Origin of the sequence: Chlorobaculum sp. MV4-Y, assembly GCF_025244685.1 — a bacterium.
Lineage (GTDB): Bacteria > Bacteroidota > Chlorobiia > Chlorobiales > Chlorobiaceae > Chlorobaculum.
In genome coordinates this window covers 176837-197162 of sequence record NZ_CP104202.1, presented here as the reverse complement: position 1 = coordinate 197162, position 20326 = coordinate 176837, and the positions used below count along the sequence as shown (strand labels likewise).

Sequence of the window (20326 nt, the reverse complement as noted above, 5' to 3'; positions counted from 1 at the left end):
CAGTGCTCCAGTGAGCCATAATGTATAAAAAAATCGAACACAAGCCAAACAGCTGTCGTGCAATCGGCAAAAGATCACTCCTTTTGTTTGATCTGGCTGTCGATCACCTCAAACTCGGCCTCTTCAACAGGCTCCTCCTGCCTGCGCAAAGAGGAAAAAGATGAAGCGCTACCCGATACGCTATTATACCTGTTGACGGTAAACGTCAAAACGATCAGCCGCCACACAAACCGCACGGCCAGCCACAGGGCTATGAGAAGAAGAATGAATTTCAACATGATGAGCGATCGATGAGCGATTTTCAGTTTTTGTCATGTTCCCGAATGTAAATAAAACGGCAAATCTGCGGGGATCCAAAAAATCCACCAACTGAGCCAATACCTACGACTGCACAAAAGGCTTTGATGCTCTTGATCATCATTTGACGTGATATGGCTATAACTGTTATTATCCAAATAAGATAAGGATTTCTGCCGACAGAATGATGATCTGCTGGGCCTACGCGCCGGAATTGATATGTTCTCAGGGAAACCTGCCACAAACCGACTTAATAACCTTTTGAAACTAACGCCCGTAAGCATTTTGGCGATCTTCATCACACTGTATTGCCGTGAATCTCCCAAGTCGGTCAGGAGCAGACTACCAGTTGCAGCAAAGAAATTGCATGGTTAGCGTTCATGAGACTTGCGTTGTAACAATTGATTTTTCTTATATTTAGCTCCATAAGGGCAATGGAGTTCGCCATTAACCGCCCGCAAGGCTAATAACTCCTACACAGATTCAACAACCATACAGTGGTGCGTTCGAAATGGGGGGAGTTATTGTTTTTCTGGTTTTGACGGTTTCCTCGATAGTCTTTTCCGCTACTGTCCCGCTACAGGTTTTTTTGGGTATTTCACGCTACATTTCCCTTCAATGTCGTAGATTGCCTCCTGATTGGCCTCGTGTATGGGATCATCGAAAAGCTTGTCCTCTTTTCTTCAGGCTGGCGCTTGATTCCTGTCGCTGGCCTTTATAGTGAATTCACGCCATTACTTTTTGTCCGCAACATCATCAATCCAATGCCACATCACGATCCTGCATCCGGAGGTTTGTGTATTGACGCTGTATCAGGATGGACGATCACGGGGGCGCGGGCTGTACTGAAAAAGGCATTTCGCATTGGAACCCAATTCGCTCATAGCAATTCATTATTAAAAAATATTTTATGAAAAAACGATACTTATTGCCATTACCCTGATACTGGTAGCTGGTGGATATTTTTTCTTTTTCTTCACCAATTTTTATGAGGTTGATCATGGTGTGCTTTACCGGTCGAAGCAGATGAATGCTTGGCAGCTTGACGATACTATCAGAAGGTATGGCATCAAAACAGTCGTCAATCTTCGGGGCGCGTTTCCCGACGAGCAATGGTACCTGGATGAAATTCGGGTATCGAAAGCCGATCTCGCCGAGCATCTCGATTTCCGGCTTTCGGCGGCCCATTACCTTGCTCCGAAATCTCTCGACAGCATTGTCACTATTGTGGAGTCTGCCCCCAAACCTGTTCTCGTCCATTGCCAGGGCGGAGCGGATCGAACCGGCCTTTTCTGTGCCGCGTGGAAATTGAAAATCGACAAGAGTTTACCGGAGGATGCTGCGGGTCAACTTTCGGTACTGTATGGACATATTCCTTACATGTACGACAAAACCGAGGAGATGGACAGAAGCTTTGCCGATTACACCCGTTTTGTGCGATCACTTAAATGAAAAAAAGGATGATGAGATGAACAGAAAAATCGTTGCACTGCAAGCCATGGAAATTCTGGATTCCCGTGGCAACCCTACCATCAGGGTTTTTCTCTCGCTCGATAACGACATTCGTGTATCCGCGTCGGTTCCTTCGGGAGCTTCGACGGGCGAACATGAGGCCGTCGAGTTGCGCGATACTTCAAATACCAGATATGGCAACAAGGGTGTTTTACAGGCCGTCTCCAACGTCAACCAGATCATCGCACCTCAACTTGTTGGCTTGGACCCATGCTGCCAGGCAGAAATCGATCGACTGATGATCGAACTCGATGGCACTCCGAACAAGGCAAAGCTTGGAGCCAATGCCATCCTTGGCGTATCGATGGCTGTCGCTCGTGCTGCTGCGGAAAGTTCGGGACTGCCTCTGTATCACTATCTCGGCGGTCCGGGAGCGTTCTGCTTGCCGGTTCCGATGATGAATATCCTGAACGGAGGAAAACATGCCGACAACAGTGTCGATTTTCAGGAGTTCATGGTCATGCCGACAGGGGCTCCGTCTTTTACCGAAGCTTTGCGATACGGAACGGAAACATTCCATGCCCTCAAGGGAATCCTCAAGAGCAAGGGATACAGCACCAGTGTTGGCGATGAAGGTGGGTTCGCCCCAAATCTGCAGAGCAACGAAGAGGCCTGCGAAGTCATTATCGAGGCGATCGAAGCCGCAGGATACCAACCGGGACAAGACATTTCAATTGCTCTCGATCCTGCTGCCAGTTCGTTTTATGGTAATGGCAGCTATCATCTCGAAAAGTCAGGACTCGGACAGAAAACGAGTGCCGAAATGACCTCGCTGTACCAGAGCTGGATCGAAAAGTATCCGATCGTCTCGATAGAAGACGGGCTGGATGAAAATGACTGGGCCGGGTTTCAGGAGCACACCGCAAAACTGGGCGGGCAGGTGCAGATTGTTGGTGACGATATCCTCGTGACCAATACCCGCTTCATAGCGCGAGGCATTCAGGAAAAGACGGCCAATGCCGCCCTCATCAAATTGAATCAGATCGGAACGGTCACGGAAACCATCGAGGCTATCCAGCTTTGCCGGCAGTCAGGATGGGGGTTTGTCATTTCACATCGTTCCGGTGAGACTGAAGATTCCTTTATCGCTGATTTTGCGGTTGCCATGGGCGGTCGACAGATCAAAACCGGTTCAGCTTGCCGGAGTGAACGTATAGCCAAATACAACCGCCTGCTGGAGATTGAGATGGAGCTTGGCAAAGCTGCTGTTTTTGAAAATCCCTTTAAACGCAACAGATAAGGCTCTTTCAGCAATGGTAGGAAAGTACGCCGAGCTCATCCGGGAAGTTACGGAAATCAATGACGCAATCGGTGCGCCGAAAACCACGCGTTCCGTCGAACGGCTTCTGGAAGAAGAGGACGGTTTTATCTACGTTGCGGCACTCGGGCAGTTCAAATCGGGAAAAAGCTCGTTGATCAACAGTCTTATTGGTGAACCACTCTTGCCGGTCGGCGTCGTGCCATTGACCTCGATCGTTACGTGTGTGAAGTATGGGCCGGTTCCCAAGGTGACCATCCAGTTCACCAGTGGCGAGGGACTTGAGACCTCTCTGCAGGAACTGCCGAAGTATGTCACCGAGAAGCAAAATCCTGACAATGTCCACAAGGTCTCCCTTGCTATTGTCGAGCATCCGGCCCTGGCTGATTATCGAAAAGTCGCGCTGGTCGATACGCCAGGGCTTGGAAGTCTGTACCGGCACAACACTGACGAAACGCTGCAATGGATGCCACATGCTGGCGTTGCGATGGTGAGCGTCAGCGCAGAGCGTCCTTTAGGTGACGACGACCTGCTGCTGTTGAAAGGTATCGTCAGGTATTGCCCCTTTATCTATTTCGTCATCACCAAAACAGATCTCTTCAAGGATGCCGAAATTGAAGAGATAAAGACGCATATCTCCTCGGCGGTGAATAAGCTCATGGGCGATAACGTGCCTGTCCTGCTGTATTCTGTCAATCAGGATGAAGCGCGGCACCGAACGGAGGTGATGAAGCAGGCAATTAAGCCCCTTCATGATAATTTTGCCGCAAAGTACGACCAAATCGTACGAAGAAAGCTCCTGACCGTCATTGAAGAGAGTGTCGGGTATAACGAAGTCGCCCTTCAGGCAGCCTTGATTCAGAACCAGAACAAGGAGGTCATCAAAGGATTGCTTGATGAGATCAAAGACAATCGGAGCTATTACGAACAGGAGATGCGATTGTTCGCAAGTAATTTCAAGTCTCTTGCAAGAACGAAACTCGAAGCAATCGTCTTGCCTTTTGCTGCTGGTATCAGAGCAGAAGTGTTGTCTGCCTTTACTCGCGAGTATGCATCATGGCCGGGTACGCTTGCCGAGATATCGCAACAGTACGAGCAATGGCTGAAAAACAGAATGAGGGCGGAAATAGCAAAGGTGAATGAAGAGGTGTATACGAGGATTGAGGCATTGATACACGAAATGCTCCGTCACTTCGAATATGCGGCCCGGCAGTTTCGCGTTCGTCTGGAAGAAAAAGTGTTTGAGCTTTTGGGCGTTCAGCTTCCGGAAAAATCATGGCAACTCGATTTCGCTGGCATCGAAAAGCCCGATATTGCCGTTTATCGGGCGTTTGATACCCATCTTGACATGTTCATATTCTTTCTGCCCATGAGCCTTTTCAGATGGTTGTTTTTAAAACACTTCCAAAACAAAATCCCGAGAGAAGTCGAGAAAAATCTTGAGCGATATATTTCATCGGTCAATCTGAAAATTTTCAAGCTGATCGATAACATGCATCGCCAGGTCTCAAGCTATGTCGGCAATGAGATCGCCAATCTTGAGCGTGTGCTTCAGCGTGATGCATCAGGACTCAAGCATCTGACTGACAACAAATCGCGTCTTGAGGAGATGAGCCGGCTCCTTGCCGAGTCGCGAAGCGAAAGAGATTGAGCCCTGCAAACGAATAACTCAAGATGAAAAAATGAAAAAACCTGTCGAGCAGCTGTTTATCGTGTCATACATCGTGAAGTGGCTCGTCCTTGTCTTGCCTGTTTCCCTGACGGTCGGCTCACTTGTCGCGTTCTTTTTATGGCTGCTTGAAAAAGCCATAACAATCCGTTTCGCCAATCCGTGGCTGCTCTTTTTGTTGCCTGTCGCCGGAGTGTGCATTCATGCGCTCTATGCCTATGTCGGTAAAAATGCAGAGGGCGGCAACAATCTCATCATGGATGAAATTCATGAACCGGGCGGCGGCGTGCCGTTCAGGATGGCTCCGCTGGTATTGCTCACGACCGTGATCACGCACCTGTTTGGAGGTTCTGCAGGCAGAGAGGGGACCGCCGTTCAGATCGGGGGCAGTATCGCGCAGTTTTATGGCCGAAAGCTGAAACTGTCACAGGAAGATGTTAAAACACTCCTGATGACCGGCGTTGCTGCTGGCTTTGGGGCCGTTTTCGGCACGCCGATCACCGGCACCATTTTTGCCCTCGAAGTCCTCGCTCTGGGACGAATCAAACATGATGCGCTCATGCCCTGCTTTATGGCTAGCGTCATGGCTGATATTGTCTGTTCCGCATGGGGCATTCATCACACGCATTACCATATTGATTATGTCGGCAAAGAGATAGTGTTTCTGAACTTTCTCCATTTCGATGTGCTCTTGCTGCTCAAGGTGATTCTTGGCGGCGTGGCCTTCGGTCTGGTTGGCTCCCTGTTCGCCGAGTTCTCCCATGCTATTAAAAATGGCAGTAACCGGCTGATCAAAACAAAATGGCTGATTCCAGTTGCCGGTGCCCTGACGATCATTGCCCTGACATACTTGTTGGGCACGCAGGACTATTTGAGCCTCGGCGTGACCAATCCTGATCCGAAAGCCGTATCGATTGTTTCGTGTTTCCATGCGGGCGGAGCCACTTATTACAGCTGGTTATGGAAACTGCTTTTTACGGCCATCACGCTTGGCACCGGTTTTAAAGGGGGAGAGGTGACGCCGCTGTTTTTTATTGGCGCGGCGCTTGGCAATACACTGGCGATGTTGACCGGAGCGCCTGTCGATCTCATGGCTGGCTTGGGTTTTATCGCCGTGTTTGCCGGTGCTACCAATACCCCGATTGCCTGCACACTTATGGGGGTTGAGCTTTTTGGCGCGAACAATGTGCTCTACTATGCAGTCGCCTGCTTCACTGCCTATTATTTCAGCGGCCATTCAGGCATTTATCACGCTCAACGAATTGGCGTACCAAAAATCGATGAATTAAGGCATCATGCCGATACGACCTTGCGGGAATTGCACCAGAAACGGATGAAAAAGGGATAACATGTCGAACAAAGTCAAACATCACTCTCTCGGAAAGCTGGTGATTTATATCGCTCCAGCGCAGAAAGTCAAACATGCAAGCAAAAGCCTGTTTCGCAAGCTGTTTCCCAAGTCCGTCTACATGCATTTGATCGAAGATGCCAAAAAGGACGGTATTCTTAATGCTTCGGCGCATACGACGCATACGAGCTTTACGACAGACGGGAAGATTATTTCATTCAGTGTGGAGAGCGATAATGCAAAACTGGCGATGTGTGTGGAGCTGGTGGATCAACGCGAAAAACTCGAGGCATTTTTCCTGAAGCATCGGGAGTCATTGCGGGGAAACGTTGTCATCTACAAGAAGGTCGAGTTTTGGGATGTTGACTGAAGAATCACATAACGCGCACGGAAAGCGCCTTTTCGGCTTGAGCCGGAACGTCTTTATGGCCGGGCTGGTCAGTTTTTTCATGGACGTGAGTTCGGAGATGATCTATCCGCTTGTTCCGCTGTTTCTGTCGAGCATGCTGGGGGTGAACAAGTCGATGATCGGGCTGATCGAGGGAAGCGCCGAGTCGACGGCGAGCCTTATCAAGGTGTTTTCCGGCTGGATTTCCGACCGGCTGGGAAAACGGAAAGGACTCATGCTTGCCGGATATGCAGTATCTACCTTGAGCCGCCCGCTTGTCGCAACCGCCGGAAGCTGGCCGCAGGTGTTCGCCTCGCGGCTTGTCGATCGTTTCGGCAAGGGCGTCCGCACCGCGCCTCGTGACGCGATCATCGCTGAATCCACCGAGCAGTCCAGCCTTGGCAGAGCCTTCAGTTTTCATCGCTCCATGGACACGATGGGGGCTGTTGCCGGGCCGGGAATCGCCTTTATCGGGCTTCAGATGTACCACAGCAGTTACCGTCAGCTTTTCTGGCTCTCGATGGTACCGGGGCTTCTCGCTCTACTGATCATCGCGCTCTTCATTACCGAGAGTAAAAAAGCCGTGCCATCCAGCCCATCGCAGAGCCTGAGGCTTTCTCTCTCCGGCTTCAGTGGCCGGACACGATTCTTTTTTCTGATCGTCACACTTTTCGCGCTTGGCAATTCCAGCGACGCATTTCTGATTCTCAGAGCCAGGCAACTCGGCGTTCCCATAACGATGATACCGGTGGTCTATCTCTTGTTCAATCTCATCTATTCCGTGACGGCCATTCCCGCCGGGATCGCTGCCGACAGATACGGCAGGAAACGATTGATTTTTGCCGGCTTCCTGCTCTTCGCAGGGCTCTACAGTGGATTTGCGCTGGCGAAAAGCCCGATGGCTATCTGGGTGCTGTTCGGTTTCTATGGGGTGTTCATGGGTTTGACCGAAGGAATTCAGAAAGCGTTTCTCGCGACGCTCGTACCCGAATCTCTCAAAGGCACGGCCTACGGGATTTATGCGGGAGCAATCGGCATTGCCGCGTTGCCTTCAAGCTTTGTTGCCGGGTTGCTGTGGGACAAGGTCTCTCCGGCGGCGACCTTCTGGTTTGGGGCGGTTATGGCAGCGATTTCGGCGATGCTGTTTCTGATGCTCATCATCGGAATGCGTGACAAGTCATCTGCCATAGAATAGGTGACAGACAGTTGGCCACTCTTTCATCACAGCCATTTTTCAATCACCGCAGGTATGGTGATTTACTTCCCTTTGAGCAGAGCAATCAGGCGCTCCTTGTCGATCCGGTGCTTGAAGGCGAGTTTGCCATCGACGAAAATGACCGGAATGTCGAAGCCGTAGCGTTCGACGAGGTCGGCGTCGCCGGAGATGTCCCGCTTGTCGATGTCGAACGGAATACGCTTTCGCACCGCTTCGAGCACTTCGAGCGCCTGGTCGCAGAGGCAGCACTCCGGCTTGCCGTAGATGGTCACCTGCGGCTTCACGGCCTAAACGACTCCCGCGCCGCCGGTTCGCGCAGCACATCGATGATGGCGTCGAGATCGAGCGAGGTCTGCTCCGAGGTGACGAGGTTCTTGAGCGTGTAGACGCCCGACTCGAATTCCGACTGGCCAACGAAAAGCGCGTAAGCCGAACCCATTCGGTTGGCATCACGCATCTGCGCTTTCATGCTCCGTCCGGCAAGGTCGATCTCGGTTTTAATGCCCGCCTTGCGCAGATGGAAAGCGACCTGCATGGCATGCCCGACAAGCGCCTTCTGCTGTATGACGACGTAAACGAGCGGGCCGCGAGGATTGAGCGTCGCGAACAATCCCTGCTTCTCCATGACGATCATCAGCCGCTCCATGCCGACGGCGAAACCGACCGCGGGCAGATCGTTTGGTGATCCGAGTTCACGGGCCAGGCCATCATAGCGCCCCCCGCCGCCGATGGCGTCCTGCGCGCCAAGCTCGGAGCTGGTCACCTCGAAAGCCGCGTGGCAGTAATAATCGAGTCCGCGCACCAGCAGGTAATCGACGTCGTAGGCGATTTGCCTGTCGTCGAGATAGGCGAGCACAGCCTCGAATTCAGCCACAGACTCCGGCTTGAGCGAAGCGTAGAGCCTCGGCGCGCCCGCGATCATCTCCTGCAAAGCCGGATTCTTCGAATCGAGGATGCGCAGCGGATTCTTTTCGAGCCGCTCCTTCGACGCCTCGTCGAGCTCCGACTCGTAGGGCTTGAAGTAGCCCCGGAGCGTCTCGCGGTAGCGCGCGCGGTCGTCAAGGTCGCCAAGCGAGTTGATGCGCAGCCGCAAGCCGTGCAGGCCGAGCGTCTCGAACACCTGCATCATGAAGGTAAGCACTTCGGCCACCGCCGCCGGGTTGGAGACACCGAGCAGCTCCGCGCCGAACTGCGTGAACTGGCGCTGACGGCCAGCCTGCGGGCGCTCCTTGCGGAACAGATCGCTGATGTACCAGAGCTTGTGCACCGGTGCTTGCGAGAGCAGGTTCTTCTGCAAGCAGGCGCGCATCACCCCGGCAGTCATTTCCGGACGAAGCGTCAGGGAGCGTCCATTGGGATCGGGAAGAAAGGTGAACATCTCCTTGCCGACAATGTCGGTGGTCGCTCCTATGCCGCGCTGGAAGAGCTCGGTGTACTCGAAAACAGGCGTGCGGATTTCGCTGAATCCGTACAGCGCGGCTACCGAGTGGACAACCCCCTCGACATAGTGCCATCTCGAAATCTCATCGGGAAAAATATCCCTTGTCCCTTTCACTCCCTGGAACTGCGTCATAGCTGCCTTGCGGTCATCAAATTAAATCTGGGGTAAATCCTTCTCCTCTTCGTGAAAAAGGGCGAGCACCTCGCCGGGAGTTGCCGCGTCGATAATCTTGCGACGGACATCGTCGCGGCCCGCGAGCCTGGTAATGCGTCCGAGCAGTTTGAGATGCTCGGCAAGCATGGTCTCCGGCGTGGCAAGCAAAAACACGATCTTCACCGGCTGGTTGTCGATCGACTCGAAATCGACCTCATTGGAGAGCGTGGCGAGTGCCAGCACCGGTTCGGTCACAGCCGAGGTCTTGGCATGAGGCAACCCGATGTTCTTGCCGATACCCGTGGACATCTCCCGTTCCCGCTTTCGTACATCCTCGGCAAGCTGCTTTAAATCCCTGACCTTGTCATGACCAGCCAGCATGGCGATCAGCGTATCGATCACCTCGTCCTTTGAACTGGAACCGAGATTCAGGTTGATGTGCTTTTCTGTGAGAAGGGCTTCGATTTTCATGATCGATCAGCATTGCAGAGTGTGGAAGCAAGATCGTAAACCGCATTCTCCGGAGCATGTTGCCGACTGCCGCCGAACTGGAAAACCGGACTGACCGGAAACAGTAAAAACCCGCGTACAGTCTGGCTGCCGCAGGCGATCCGCTCAGAATTCCAGCAAACCGGAGATCACGATACCGTCAACAGAGGAGTACCTCTAAAAAACAGAACCGGAATATAAGAAAAACATTCTTTTATGTACCGGCATCAACCGGCGAAAGATCACCAGTGATGCGCGAGAAAATAGAGCAGCGGGGAAACGAACATCACCGTATCAAAGCGGTCGAGCACACCGCCATGCCCCGGAATGAGGCCCGATGAGTCCTTGACCCCGGCATCACGCTTGAACATCGACTCCAGCAGATCGCCAGCAGGCGCAACCGCGCCGATCAAGAGACCAGCAGCTACTGCCCGGCCATCCGGACAAGCGGAGATGTACGTCGAACAGAACCATGCCGCCGAGGCGCTCCCGGCAATACCAAAAAGGTACCCCTCCCAGGTTTTTTTCGGGCTGATGCGCGGAAAGAGCTTCTTTTTGATAAACTTGCCTCCGAATCCGCGTCCTCCGAAATAGGCAAAAATATCCGCCGCCCAGACGCACAGCAACATGAGCAGCACCAGCGCCTGACCGGAACCCGCGTTCACAGCATCCGAAAGACGAAGCCTGAGCAGTGCGCCAAAGCTCAGGTTCACGTAGAGAAAGCCGACAAGCGTCGCACCGAGGTTCATGAACTGGGATCCCTGATTCCGCCATATTTCAAGCACATACAGGAACATGACCACGGCGAGAATAGCCTCCCAGTAGCCGATGAAGCCGTAATAGAAATCGAGCTGCACAAAGGCAGTCAGCGGCAGCAGAATAGCAATCGACGGAGGATGCGCCCGATGCGTGGCCAGGCGCCAGAACTCCCAGGTCGCCATGAGGCTGAGCGCAAGCACCAGCCCCAGGAAGTACAAACCACCTTGCATATTGAGCCAGAGCAACAGCGGAATGCCCACGATGGCAACCGCCACTCTCTGCATGAGATTGCTTTGCATCAAAACTGAGATTTTCAGCGATGCCTGCCTGGCACCGGGTTATTGGCATCCTGCAATGCCGGCCTCACCGGAAAATACCGGATCAACAGAAAAAAAGAGACAACGAAACCACCACAAGAGCCCACCACGGCCAGGAAACAAGCAATCCGGAAGACGGATCAGTTGCGCTGCCTGAGTCGATGCCGCTTTTTAGCAGAACGAGCGCAGCCAGATTGTTGGTGCCGTGCGCGACGACGGGAACCAGGAGATTATCGGATTTCCAGTAAATATATCCAATATACCACCCGAGCAAAGTCAGCGGCACGAAATTGAACCACTCCATGTGAAACAGGGCAAACACAATCCCTGTCAAAAGCACCGCCCTTTGCGGAGAGAGGCTCAGAGCAAAACTTTTCTGGATGTACCCGCGAAAAAACAGCTCTTCGCAGATCGCCGGAGTCAGGACAAGCACAAGAATCGACAGGACGCTCTCCCCGATCGACGCCCCTCCGGCAAGTTTTTTGAGAAAAATGTCAAGTGTGGCCTGCTCCTGCAGAAGCGACTTCCCAAAAGTGCCAAGATAAGGCAGCAGAAGCGTCTGCAACTCGACGATGCTGTAGAGCGCGGGTTGCAGCAACAGCATTCCGGCACCGGCGATCAAAGCAGGTTGGCTGCCGCCTTGCTTGCCGATACCCAGCCACTCAAACGTTGCATGGCCGAACAATCCGGCGCCGGAAAAACGCCTTGTAAACCAGAACACCGGAAGCGCAAGCACCACAATCTGCCCGAATGCCTGGGCTACCAGAAGACGCACCACGAGCGAATGGTTTGCCGCTTCGAATCCATTACCGAAAGGGTTACCGCCCGCAACTAGTATGGTCAGAAGCGCGCCGACAAGCGGATAGGCGGCCAATACGAAAAGCAAAACCAGAATCGTGTTGAAAAGACGAGGCCGTCCATACTGCTTCGGGTCGTCAGTAAAATTCATAACGCGTGGTTCAGTGATTAATACATGATTTTAATCATCCAAGGAAGAAGATAGCCTATTTCTGTTATTGCCGACAATTAACAAACATCGCTCACGTTTTTATCCTGAATTCAACGCTTTTTTTACCAAAAAGCTGATTATCTTCAGGGTCACAAACACATTCCCGGCGCAGGCTAATCGCCAGACTAGCGTATTTGCTCCCGAAAACAGCCCCACAGATGGGCTTCAAATCATACACTCTGCATGAAAATCCTCGTTACCGGCGCTGCCGGATTCATCGGCTTCCATCTTTGCGAACGACTCGCGTCAAGGGGCGATGAAGTGGTCGGCCTCGACAATATCAATGATTATTACGACCAGCGGGTCAAGTATGGACGCCTCGCCTGGTCGGGCATCGCTGAATCCGCCATCGAATACGGCAAGACCGTGCAGTCGTCGAAATATCCCAACTACCGTTTCATCAAACTCAACCTTGAAGACAAGGAGGGCATCGACAACCTGTTCAAAACAGAAAAATTCGATGCGCTCTGCAACCTCGCTGCCCAGGCGGGCGTGCGCTACTCCCTTACCAACCCTGGTTCTTACGTCAGTTCGAACATCGTCGGCTTCGTAAACCTTCTGGAGGCCTCGCGCTACAACAGCCTCGGCAACTTCTGCTATGCGTCAAGCTCATCGGTCTACGGCCTGAACGAACACCAGCCATTCTCGGTGCACGACAACGTCGATCACCCGGTCAGCCTCTACGCGGCCAGCAAAAAGTCCAACGAGCTGATGGCCCACACCTACAGCCACCTGTTCGGCATTCCGACCACCGGCCTGCGCTTTTTCACGGTTTATGGCCCCTGGGGACGCCCCGACATGGCGCTCTTTCTCTTCACCAAGGCCGCGCTCGAAGGCCGACCAATCGAGGTTTTCAACTACGGCAACATGCAGCGCGACTTCACCTACATCGACGACATTGTCGAGGGAGTCGTGCGGGTGCTCGACCATCCGGCCCGGCCAAATCCCGACTGGAGCGGCGCTTCGCCCGACCCCGGCTCGTCATCCGCCCCTTACCGGGTTTACAACATCGGCAACAACAAGACGGTCAAGCTGATGGATTACATCGAAGCACTCGAAAATGCACTCGGTGTCACCATCGAAAAAAATCTGTTGCCTATCCAGCCGGGCGACGTGCCTTCGACCTGGGCCGATGTCAGCGATCTGGTCAAAGACTTCGACTACAAGCCAGAAACAACGGTGCAGGAAGGCGTCAACCGCTTCATCGCCTGGTACCGCGAATTCTTCAACGTCTGAACGTTCGCCGACAACCTGTAGCCGGACAGAAAAAAGCCGTGGCCGGAGTTTCCAACTGCTCCGGCCACGGCTTTCCCCTTTTCCCCTTCAGCGAAAAACCTGATGACCCCCGCGTTATACGGACGCCTTCGCAAGCCTCGCGTCAACCGACAGCAACCGGTACAGCAGCACCAGCACCATGATCGCTCCAAAAAACAGGTACGATTGTAGGAAATTCAGGTGGGTATTCGCGAACTGATCGGTAAACGTCTCCAACTTCTGGCTCACGAGAAAATAGGCAGTCATCAGATACGCCTCCGTCCATTTGCCAAACGGCCTGCGAGCAATGGCCGCAGGAATAAGCACCGCGAATATTGGCAGCAATATGCCGTAATGGTGCTCCCAGGCGACCGGCGAGGCTATCGTGACGCTGAGGAAAATCAGCGCCAGATCCAGAAGCTGAGGCCGATGCCGAACCCGCCAGAACAATGCCACCCCCAGAATGACGGCCGAGCTGGCAACGGTCGTGTAATAAACTGCCGGATTGTAGGCGGGAAAGCTGTCTTCGACCCATTCGAGGTTGTTTCCATTGAACAGCAGCCGGTTCATCACGCCGTTCACTGACTGGTTCGGGAAAAAGCTCTCGCCCCTCCGGCTGATAAATCGCAGAACATCGATATACCCGATGACATTGTGGAATCCGTACGCCAGCACCGAAACAGCCTGCAATATGCCCGCCGTCACCACCAGGGCAACGGAAAACCTCCACTCTTTCCTGAATGCCGCCCACAGCAGCACAACCGCATATTGCGGCTTGATCGAGCAGCAGAGACCAACCAGAAAACCGGCAAGAATTTTACGGTCCTTGCTCCATGCAATCAGGGCAGCTGCCGTCAGACAACTGAGTATGGTCTGAATCTGCCCAAGACAGTAAAATATAGACAGGGGATAAAACAGAAAGACAGAGGCCAGGCTTATCAGCAACAATAGATAACGTGACTTTTTCATGCTTTCGAAGCCAATCCGCTCTCCCTGTTCACCATAGCGGGATGCTGTGTCGAAAAGCAGATAATAGATCATGAAGCCCATAGCGATCAGGCCGATCCAGGAGAGAAGATTCATCGTGATCGTGATGGAGTTTCTGTCCATCGAAAACAGCTTCTGGAGTATATCCACAATGAGAAGAGAGCTCAACGGATACTGGAACTTGACCCTACCTGCAAAAAAACACGGTGGTAAAGAGACGCTTGATTCTGCGGATCAGCCCTCAACTCATTCAGCGCTTTGAACATTACCTTCCATGAATCGTCATCGTTGTTTAATTTGAAGACATTCAACGCCTTGAGCATATATCCCGCCGTCGTGGTCTCCTGCTGATGGAACCAGACAGCCAGCACAGCACTGACCAGCACAGCACTGACCAGCATCGTCAGCAACAGCAGATAGCTCCGGTTGAGCAGAGAATGTTCCCTGTACTTTTTCAGCCTGAACCCGTCAGGAGCACTGTCCGAAAACAAATACAGGAACAGAACCGCTGACAGCACGGCCATCACCAGAATTGACACTATGATATTCACGAAAATTTTTTTACTGTTACCGAGTCTTTATTCACTAAAATATTACTGAAGAGCACCCTGAAAAACTGATTATTGAACTAAATTCCTTGGCATGATTTTTCATGGAATTCGCTTGACACTGACAATATGCAACTACGCTCAGACAGATTTCATCCTTTAACGCCCAACCCTTGCGGGAAATCAGCAAGTACGCCCTCCTTTTGAAAAAACGGACAACTTTTTGGCTTCACCTTGCACCGGCTTCAGATACAGCTCATGGCTAAAAACCTTGCCGGGCAACATGATCCTGTATCGGTCATATACTGACTGCGATTATTCTAATTAGCCTGTTCGAGTTGCACTTTTTTCAATGTTTTTCCTGTAAAAAAACATTGATTTTAAAAATCAGCTTTTTTCCCGGCTTTTCAACAAAATTAAAGGTTGCGATAGAAACAATTATCAGTAGCCCGGCATACAGGTAGAATTTTGATTCTTCACTTACATTCAAATGAGGTGCAACATATCTGTTATAAAGTATCAATACTGGCTCCTGAAGGATATATAAGGCATAGCTTGACTCTCCCAGGAGAACAAAAAAACGCGACGACAAAGTTCTTGCAATAAAGTTGTCTGAGTATGCAATGCTTAATATCGTTATTATAAAGAGCGGCGAATAAAAGCTGGATTCATAAGCCAAATGGAAACCGATATGGTTGAGAAAAATATTCGGGTTTTGCAGAGAAAAATATGTCATATACAGCATTGAGAGCATGGCGATCAATGAAAACGCACCTCTCTTTGAAAAAAGTCTCTGTGTTTTACATAGGCATATCCGCCGGTGACCCCTAAAAGAAAACTGCAATAATGTGATAAAGGAAAATAGTAAACAAAGTCATGCAAGGGAAATGGACCGTTATTAAAAAATTATCAGTTATCAAATTCGACAGTATTGCCTGTGTGAAAATATAAAACACCATAGACAGCAAGGCTAATCGCGCGACCGATACTTCGCTTTTTCTGATTATGAACAGAAAAAGAGGAAAGGTTACATAGAAAAATACCTCTACAGATAAAGACCAGCCGGGAAAGTTGAAGCTAAGAGGGTATGGTGGAAACCACGACTGCAAAAATGTCGCCGACAATAACAATGCCGTAATGTTATTATTGTTAACACCATATTCATAAGCTGCTGACAATGAAAGCGCCAATATATATACCGGAACTATTCTCGCTACTCTCGACACATAATAATTTCTCAGCTTTTCATCTTTTTTATGGTAGTGGCTTATCATCAGGACGAAGCCGGATAACGCAAAAAAGAATGTAACCATCTGAGGGCCAGAGATGATAAATGGTGCAAATACATTTGCCAAACGGGTATAATCTCCGAAATGAAAAATAATAACTATAAGGGCGGCAATAAATCTGAAAAACGTTAGAGCCTCAATCCTCATTTTGCTCTCTGAAGCCATTATTTTGTCCTCCAATAATTAATCATATGATTTCTATTCAAGATAACTTTGTATTGACTTTTATCGAATAAGAGGTATGCGCCAGATGTCAGGAGGACATCCTGATCCATTATCAAACAACCTCCATCAACTGAAAATGGAGCCACGGCTTTTTGAGTCTGAATACTCCACTTCACGCTAACCTGCGGCGATAGCGTGTGATACATTGGCATCACACCGTTCAAAAACAGAGTTTGTGTTACCCGTTGATCTTTCACATGATCGGCCAGCATTTCACGCATTCGGCTTACCGAACTTCGTACAGAACATAAAAGGGAGTCCGCTTCAACAGCTCGCAGGAGAGCGAAACGTTTTCATCTGGAACATGCAAAAGCACGTAACGGATGCCATGCGACTTGGCGTATAAAACCATCTCCTCAGGCGTATGCAGGGCAGCTACCTCATAGTATCGCGTAGACCACTGATAGTAAAATGACGGAGACCACATGACCGCTGCTCCCTGTTTGAAGTCCACCCATATCTTCCGGCGTGCCTGCATCTGGAAATAATCGGTATGTCCGTTGTCGTCCATCGGCAACAAAAACGGGCCACGAAGATCGCTGCTGCGTATCCAGGAGATCATCTCCTCCCAGCTCTGGTTCATGGGCATATTTTGTTCAGCAAGCTCTTCTTTTTTGAAACTCTTGACCTGATAACCGGTGAAGGCAACCGTATAGCAAAGCAACAGGAGCACCACCACGCTACCAACTGCCATGTGGCGGTAGTGGCTGAATACCAGAAGTCCAAGAATCCCAAGGAACAATGCGAGTTTCCCCGCCTTAATCAGAATGAAAGGATATGGAGGAACGGGAGAAAACAGGGCGAACACAAACACCCCGACGCAGAGAAGTGCAAGCGTGCCGCGCCACGCACTGATCCGCCGGAACACTCCCAACCCCTCAAAGTGAGTAATAACACCCTCTCGGGTAAATGCCAGAAGCATCGAAGCGATCATCACGATCATACCGATGACCCTGACATGCAGCAAAGCGAGGGCAAGCAACGTAGCTGCGCCAAGGGTTCGCATCGCCAGCTCCTCTTTGTTCAGCAACAGCCTCACCCCCGCCAAAGCGATCACCACCGTCGCCAGCGCCTGTCCGAGACCCGCCGCGCGGATCAGGTGCAGATTGAAGACGAAACGGTTATTGAACAGATAAGGCAACGGAATGCCCACCAGCAGCAGCAACAGCGCACCGAGCTGAACAGCGATCCAGAAGCGGCGGTTCGGCAGATGCCTCGTCGCCAGAAGGCCGGCAGAGACCAGCATGAAGTGCTTCAGCACCAGCATCGGGTCAGCCGACTCAATCAGGAAATGCACCGAACAGTACGAGCGGATGTAGTCGATGTAGCTGAAATCGACCTTTTGGTGCTTGCCGTTAACGATGAAATAGATCCAAAGCGCCACCGGCAAGGCAAACAACAAAAACCCTGCCGCAGCTTTAAGAAGCACCTTCACGGTAAATGGCCGCGTCACCAGGAGCAGCGCCACCGTATTCATGACCAGAAGCCAGATGCCGACGAAAGCGTTGACCGAAAACGCTATCCCCACCATTGCGTAGGCCAGAGCGATCCGGTCTTTGTAGAGCAATCCAACGGACAGAAACACGAACACCCAGGTCAACTCGGTTTGCGTGAAGAATGGCACGAACATGTCGTGGTCTCCGATGATGGAGCTGCCTTGCAGCAAGGGCGTCAGCGCCAGCACGGTCATGACCAGCAACAGTTCGACCGGCTTCCGGAATCCGGCGGCTCTCGACAGATAGACCAGCCCCGCAAACCCGGCAATCTTGCTCGCCAGGCTCACGAAGTAAAAAACCTGCCGGACATTCTCCTCGGTGGTAAAAGCCCTCATGACCGGCAAGGCGATGGAAGTGAAGTTTTTGAGCGTTGCGTAAAACGCATCGTTGCGAAACTGGGGCAGATCATAGAGCTTCAGTACATACGGCACGTGAAAAACGTTGTTGTAGATGCCGAACTGAAAGCCGACCAGCATACTCACCACGTAGCCAACTACCAGCGGAATAAGCACATAGCTGACGATGCTCCATATCTTTTCAGGCATATGGCCGTTGAAACCATCTGCCGTTGAAACCATCTTTCATGCTAAAGAATATCAGGAGTTACGACAATCACCGGAAGGTACGCCAATGCTTTTCGGTGATACCGGGAACTCGATTGAAAAAAACCGGGGTGTTCGGGGAGAGCGGCAACATCAGGAAGAGAGCGGATGACGAAGTTACCGGGCACAACATCAACCGCGAACGACAGCGTCTGACGCGGATCATCAAAACCGCTTCGGCGGGCGGAACAACAGCGCTTGACCGGATCGTGCATCACCATCCGCCTCAGGAGTTCGAGATAAACCAGACGCCGAGGCAGATCATGCCGACGCCCACGCCTCGTGACCACGACAGGTGTTCACCAAGAACCGCGCCAACCGCTGCCGTCACCACAAAGCCAATTCCCACCAGCGGATACGCCTTGCTCACGTCCCATTTCGAGAGCACCCACAGCCAGACCACCGCGCCGATTCCGTAAAGCAGGAAGCCGCCAACCACGAACTTGTCGGTCAAGACCGTTAAGAGGGTCTTCGTCGAGAATGGCTGCTGCATCGCCGTCTTGACGGCATCTGCCGACATGCCCGCCTTGAGCGAAAATTGCGCAGCCGCTGAAATCAGGATACTGCAAAGTGTAACGATAAAAGTATTCATGGAAGTAATTTGATCGAGATAAAACGGGCCATGATCGTCACGACGATCATAAACAGCACAATGACCTGGCTCCCCTTGTCTGTAATGGCGAAAATCACCGGATCGTCATGCATTTGTCCGCGGGAAGTCATGATCCACAACCGCGACTGCCAATAGATGAGGGCAATGGCTATCAGCCACAACATTTCCGGCGTTGCGTACCGGATAATGGTTTCTGGGGCGCTGATAAACAGCCCGAACATGACCACCGCAGCAAGGGCCGAGCCAATACCCAGCGGCCACAAAACCCTCAAATCTTCGACCCGGTAATCACGACCGTAGGTGCTCATCTTCCCCTTCTCGTCCATCGTCACCAGTTCCGAACATCGCTTGACCAGTGCAAGGCTGAAAAAATAAATACCGAGAAAGCCATCAGCCAGAAGCTCGTCACCACTGAAGTTGCAATCGATCCCGCCAGAATACGCAACGTATAAAGCAGGGCAAGCATAAGCACATCTATCAGCACAAGCTCCTTGAGCACCAGCGTGTAGAAGACCGTCATTATGACGTAAAGCAGCAGCATGAAAAAAAATCCCTGCGAGAGCGACAACGCCATCGTAACAGCGACCACCATGAGCACGACACTCATGACAACGCCGCTGATAATCGATAGTTTTCCGCTCGCAAACGGACGAAGGCACTTTCGAGGATGAGCACGATCGTTCTCGATATCCAGGAGATCATTGAAAATGTAGGTGGACGAGGCCGCCAGCGAGAAAGCGACAAACGCAACCATGACATGGAGCAGTCGGCTTATACTCGAAAGATTGATTGCCGTCAGCAACGGAACAAAGAGCAGAAGATTCTTGAGCCACTGATGCACACGCAGCGCTTTCAGCAAAACCTTGAAGTCCGGGGCAGGCCACTTGAACTCGCGTTCAACGGATACCTGCTGCCGCATTGACCGGGCAACTTGTGAGGGAACCCCCACCAGAATAGCGTGCTTGCATGCCCTCCAGATGGGAATATCCGCCCGGCTGTTGCCGGCATAGACAAACTGCTCTCCCAGACTCTGACGAATCGCCTCCAGCTTCGCTTTGCCTTTCAGATTGTGCGTACCATCGGTGGCCAGCACCTCGTCGAATATATCGAGATGAACCGATACGGCTTCGGCAATCGAACGGTGCGCGGCAGTGGCCAGCACAAGACGGCGACCCTTGGCCTTTTCTTCTTTCAGATACTGGAGAAACGTTCGTTATACGGCAGCAGCTCCCCTGAAATACTGCTGTGATCGGCGATGCGACTCTTGAAGACGGCTCGTTCCTGCCGTCCCAAACCGACGACTCTGAACAGATTGAGCGGCGACTTCCGCACATACTTGAGAAGAGACTCGACCAGGGTGTCGGTAGGGGTAAGGGTACCATCGAGGTCAACAACTATGGGAAGACTCATTATCCTGACTCTTGCAAGTTAGCTATTGAGCAGGCCGACCTCTCAA

At 51.7% G+C, this 20326-nt stretch carries 24 protein-coding genes and 1 riboswitch; of the genes, 8 read left to right on the top strand and 16 right to left on the bottom strand.

Features of this window, described 5'->3' with window-relative positions; all coding sequences use genetic code 11:
- Positions 1 to 74: 74 nt before the first annotated feature.
- Positions 75 to 278, bottom strand: coding sequence for a hypothetical protein (locus NY406_RS00950; protein WP_260534729.1), 204 nt, complete (start codon positions 276 to 278; stop codon positions 75 to 77).
- Between the two features lie 440 nt (positions 279 to 718).
- Positions 719 to 780: riboswitch (Fluoride riboswitch) on the top strand.
- 164 nt (positions 781 to 944) lie between these two features.
- Between NY406_RS00950 and NY406_RS00945 the strand changes: the two genes are divergently transcribed.
- From NY406_RS00945 to NY406_RS00915, 7 genes are all read left to right on the top strand, one after another.
- Entirely contained in the window at positions 945 to 1211 is a 267-nt protein-coding gene (locus NY406_RS00945; protein WP_260534728.1) for a hypothetical protein, read from the top strand.
- A gap of 112 nt (positions 1212 to 1323) precedes the next feature.
- On the top strand, positions 1324 to 1749 hold the full coding sequence (locus tag NY406_RS00940; protein ID WP_260534726.1) for a fused DSP-PTPase phosphatase/NAD kinase-like protein: 426 nt from the start codon (positions 1324 to 1326) through the stop codon (positions 1747 to 1749).
- A gap of 16 nt (positions 1750 to 1765) precedes the next feature.
- Positions 1766 to 3049, top strand: a complete 1284-nt coding sequence (eno, locus tag NY406_RS00935; protein WP_260534725.1) for a phosphopyruvate hydratase — start codon at positions 1766 to 1768, stop codon at positions 3047 to 3049.
- Complete coding sequence (locus NY406_RS00930; RefSeq protein ID WP_260534724.1) at positions 3003 to 4718, top strand: dynamin family protein; 1716 nt, start codon at positions 3003 to 3005, stop codon at positions 4716 to 4718. The genes eno and NY406_RS00930 overlap by 47 nt, the downstream gene beginning before the upstream one ends.
- 31 nt (positions 4719 to 4749) lie before the next feature.
- On the top strand, positions 4750 to 6084 hold the full coding sequence (locus tag NY406_RS00925) for a voltage-gated chloride channel family protein (RefSeq protein WP_260534723.1): 1335 nt from the start codon (positions 4750 to 4752) through the stop codon (positions 6082 to 6084).
- Position 6085: 1 nt separating this feature from the next.
- The gene (locus NY406_RS00920) at positions 6086 to 6454 is read left to right on the top strand and encodes a DUF190 domain-containing protein (RefSeq protein ID WP_260534722.1); all 369 of its coding nucleotides are present in this window, start codon (positions 6086 to 6088) and stop codon (positions 6452 to 6454) included.
- Positions 6444 to 7667 (top strand): MFS transporter, encoded by a 1224-nt coding sequence (locus NY406_RS00915; protein ID WP_260534721.1) that lies wholly within the window; start codon positions 6444 to 6446, stop codon positions 7665 to 7667. Before NY406_RS00920 ends, NY406_RS00915 begins: the two co-directional genes overlap by 11 nt.
- Before the next feature lie 62 nt (positions 7668 to 7729).
- Here NY406_RS00915 and NY406_RS00910 read toward each other — a convergent pair whose 3' ends face one another.
- The 5 genes from NY406_RS00910 to NY406_RS00890 form a co-directional block, all read right to left on the bottom strand.
- Entirely contained in the window at positions 7730 to 7972 is a 243-nt protein-coding gene (locus NY406_RS00910; RefSeq protein ID WP_260534720.1) for a glutaredoxin family protein, read from the bottom strand.
- Complete coding sequence (gene hisS / locus NY406_RS00905) at positions 7969 to 9261, bottom strand: histidine--tRNA ligase (RefSeq protein ID WP_260534719.1); 1293 nt, start codon at positions 9259 to 9261, stop codon at positions 7969 to 7971. Before hisS ends, NY406_RS00910 begins: the two co-directional genes overlap by 4 nt.
- 21 nt (positions 9262 to 9282) lie before the next feature.
- The gene (locus tag NY406_RS00900) at positions 9283 to 9753 is read right to left on the bottom strand and encodes a PTS sugar transporter subunit IIA (protein WP_260534718.1); all 471 of its coding nucleotides are present in this window, start codon (positions 9751 to 9753) and stop codon (positions 9283 to 9285) included.
- Between the two features lie 260 nt (positions 9754 to 10013).
- On the bottom strand, positions 10014 to 10814 hold the full coding sequence (locus tag NY406_RS00895; protein WP_260534717.1) for a phosphatidate cytidylyltransferase: 801 nt from the start codon (positions 10812 to 10814) through the stop codon (positions 10014 to 10016).
- 97 nt (positions 10815 to 10911) lie between these two features.
- The gene (locus tag NY406_RS00890) at positions 10912 to 11796 is read right to left on the bottom strand and encodes a CPBP family intramembrane glutamic endopeptidase (protein ID WP_260534716.1); all 885 of its coding nucleotides are present in this window, start codon (positions 11794 to 11796) and stop codon (positions 10912 to 10914) included.
- A gap of 243 nt (positions 11797 to 12039) precedes the next feature.
- On the opposite strand from NY406_RS00890, the gene NY406_RS00885 reads away from it, so the two are divergent.
- Positions 12040 to 13092 (top strand): NAD-dependent epimerase, encoded by a 1053-nt coding sequence (locus tag NY406_RS00885; protein WP_260534715.1) that lies wholly within the window; start codon positions 12040 to 12042, stop codon positions 13090 to 13092.
- 114 nt (positions 13093 to 13206) lie between these two features.
- Here NY406_RS00885 and NY406_RS00880 read toward each other — a convergent pair whose 3' ends face one another.
- From NY406_RS00880 to NY406_RS00840, 10 genes are all read right to left on the bottom strand, one after another.
- Positions 13207 to 14220 carry a glycosyltransferase family 87 protein gene (locus NY406_RS00880; protein WP_260534714.1) on the bottom strand — a complete coding sequence of 338 codons (1014 nt, stop codon included), beginning with the start codon at positions 14218 to 14220 and terminating at the stop codon, positions 13207 to 13209.
- 41 nt (positions 14221 to 14261) lie between these two features.
- A complete protein-coding gene (locus tag NY406_RS00875; RefSeq protein WP_260534713.1) occupies positions 14262 to 14648 on the bottom strand; it encodes a hypothetical protein in 387 nt (128 codons plus the stop codon).
- A gap of 346 nt (positions 14649 to 14994) precedes the next feature.
- Positions 14995 to 15408, bottom strand: coding sequence for an acyltransferase family protein (locus NY406_RS00870; protein ID WP_260534712.1), 414 nt, complete (start codon positions 15406 to 15408; stop codon positions 14995 to 14997).
- Between the two features lie 64 nt (positions 15409 to 15472).
- The gene (locus tag NY406_RS11250) at positions 15473 to 16081 is read right to left on the bottom strand and encodes an acyltransferase family protein (RefSeq protein WP_411267095.1); all 609 of its coding nucleotides are present in this window, start codon (positions 16079 to 16081) and stop codon (positions 15473 to 15475) included.
- Between the two features lie 304 nt (positions 16082 to 16385).
- On the bottom strand, positions 16386 to 18233 hold the full coding sequence (locus NY406_RS00865) for a hypothetical protein (protein WP_260534711.1): 1848 nt from the start codon (positions 18231 to 18233) through the stop codon (positions 16386 to 16388).
- An 8-nt stretch (positions 18234 to 18241) separates the two neighbouring features.
- Positions 18242 to 18478 carry a hypothetical protein gene (locus tag NY406_RS00860; protein WP_260534710.1) on the bottom strand — a complete coding sequence of 79 codons (237 nt, stop codon included), beginning with the start codon at positions 18476 to 18478 and terminating at the stop codon, positions 18242 to 18244.
- A 5-nt stretch (positions 18479 to 18483) separates the two neighbouring features.
- Complete coding sequence (locus NY406_RS00855) at positions 18484 to 18849, bottom strand: EamA family transporter (RefSeq protein ID WP_260534709.1); 366 nt, start codon at positions 18847 to 18849, stop codon at positions 18484 to 18486.
- Positions 18846 to 19178 carry a hypothetical protein gene (locus NY406_RS00850; protein ID WP_260534707.1) on the bottom strand — a complete coding sequence of 111 codons (333 nt, stop codon included), beginning with the start codon at positions 19176 to 19178 and terminating at the stop codon, positions 18846 to 18848. The genes NY406_RS00855 and NY406_RS00850 overlap by 4 nt, the downstream gene beginning before the upstream one ends.
- 20 nt (positions 19179 to 19198) lie before the next feature.
- Positions 19199 to 20032: a UbiA family prenyltransferase gene (locus NY406_RS00845; RefSeq protein ID WP_260534706.1), complete on the bottom strand. Its 834-nt coding sequence runs from the start codon at positions 20030 to 20032 to the stop codon at positions 19199 to 19201.
- Between the two features lie 29 nt (positions 20033 to 20061).
- Entirely contained in the window at positions 20062 to 20280 is a 219-nt protein-coding gene (locus NY406_RS00840) for a hypothetical protein (RefSeq protein ID WP_260534705.1), read from the bottom strand.
- Between the last annotated feature and the right edge of the window lie 46 nt (positions 20281 to 20326).

What these genes read in the sequence shown, in the direction of transcription:
- NY406_RS00900 (WP_260534718.1), bottom strand. Translation starts at nt 9,753, where the DNA reads ATGAAAATCGAAGCCCTTCTCACAGAAAAGCACATCAACCTGAATCTC.
- NY406_RS00915 (WP_260534721.1), top strand. Translation starts at nt 6,444, where the DNA reads ATGTTGACTGAAGAATCACATAACGCGCACGGAAAGCGCCTTTTCGGC.
- NY406_RS00920 (WP_260534722.1), top strand. Translation starts at nt 6,086, where the DNA reads ATGTCGAACAAAGTCAAACATCACTCTCTCGGAAAGCTGGTGATTTAT.
- NY406_RS00890 (WP_260534716.1), bottom strand. Translation starts at nt 11,796, where the DNA reads ATGAATTTTACTGACGACCCGAAGCAGTATGGACGGCCTCGTCTTTTC.
- NY406_RS00925 (WP_260534723.1), top strand. Translation starts at nt 4,750, where the DNA reads ATGAAAAAACCTGTCGAGCAGCTGTTTATCGTGTCATACATCGTGAAG.
- NY406_RS00840 (WP_260534705.1), bottom strand. Translation starts at nt 20,280, where the DNA reads ATGAGTCTTCCCATAGTTGTTGACCTCGATGGTACCCTTACCCCTACC.
- NY406_RS00940 (WP_260534726.1), top strand. Translation starts at nt 1,324, where the DNA reads ATGAATGCTTGGCAGCTTGACGATACTATCAGAAGGTATGGCATCAAA.
- NY406_RS00850 (WP_260534707.1), bottom strand. Translation starts at nt 19,178, where the DNA reads ATGAGCACCTACGGTCGTGATTACCGGGTCGAAGATTTGAGGGTTTTG.
- NY406_RS00950 (WP_260534729.1), bottom strand. Translation starts at nt 278, where the DNA reads ATGTTGAAATTCATTCTTCTTCTCATAGCCCTGTGGCTGGCCGTGCGG.
- NY406_RS00880 (WP_260534714.1), bottom strand. Translation starts at nt 14,220, where the DNA reads ATGGACAGAAACTCCATCACGATCACGATGAATCTTCTCTCCTGGATC.
- NY406_RS00855 (WP_260534709.1), bottom strand. Translation starts at nt 18,849, where the DNA reads ATGAATACTTTTATCGTTACACTTTGCAGTATCCTGATTTCAGCGGCT.
- NY406_RS00860 (WP_260534710.1), bottom strand. Translation starts at nt 18,478, where the DNA reads ATGGTGATGCACGATCCGGTCAAGCGCTGTTGTTCCGCCCGCCGAAGC.
- NY406_RS11250 (WP_411267095.1), bottom strand. Translation starts at nt 16,081, where the DNA reads ATGAGGATTGAGGCTCTAACGTTTTTCAGATTTATTGCCGCCCTTATA.
- NY406_RS00885 (WP_260534715.1), top strand. Translation starts at nt 12,040, where the DNA reads ATGAAAATCCTCGTTACCGGCGCTGCCGGATTCATCGGCTTCCATCTT.
- eno (WP_260534725.1), top strand. Translation starts at nt 1,766, where the DNA reads ATGAACAGAAAAATCGTTGCACTGCAAGCCATGGAAATTCTGGATTCC.
- NY406_RS00895 (WP_260534717.1), bottom strand. Translation starts at nt 10,814, where the DNA reads ATGCAGAGAGTGGCGGTTGCCATCGTGGGCATTCCGCTGTTGCTCTGG.
- hisS (WP_260534719.1), bottom strand. Translation starts at nt 9,261, where the DNA reads ATGACGCAGTTCCAGGGAGTGAAAGGGACAAGGGATATTTTTCCCGAT.
- NY406_RS00865 (WP_260534711.1), bottom strand. Translation starts at nt 18,233, where the DNA reads ATGGTTTCAACGGCAGATGGTTTCAACGGCCATATGCCTGAAAAGATA.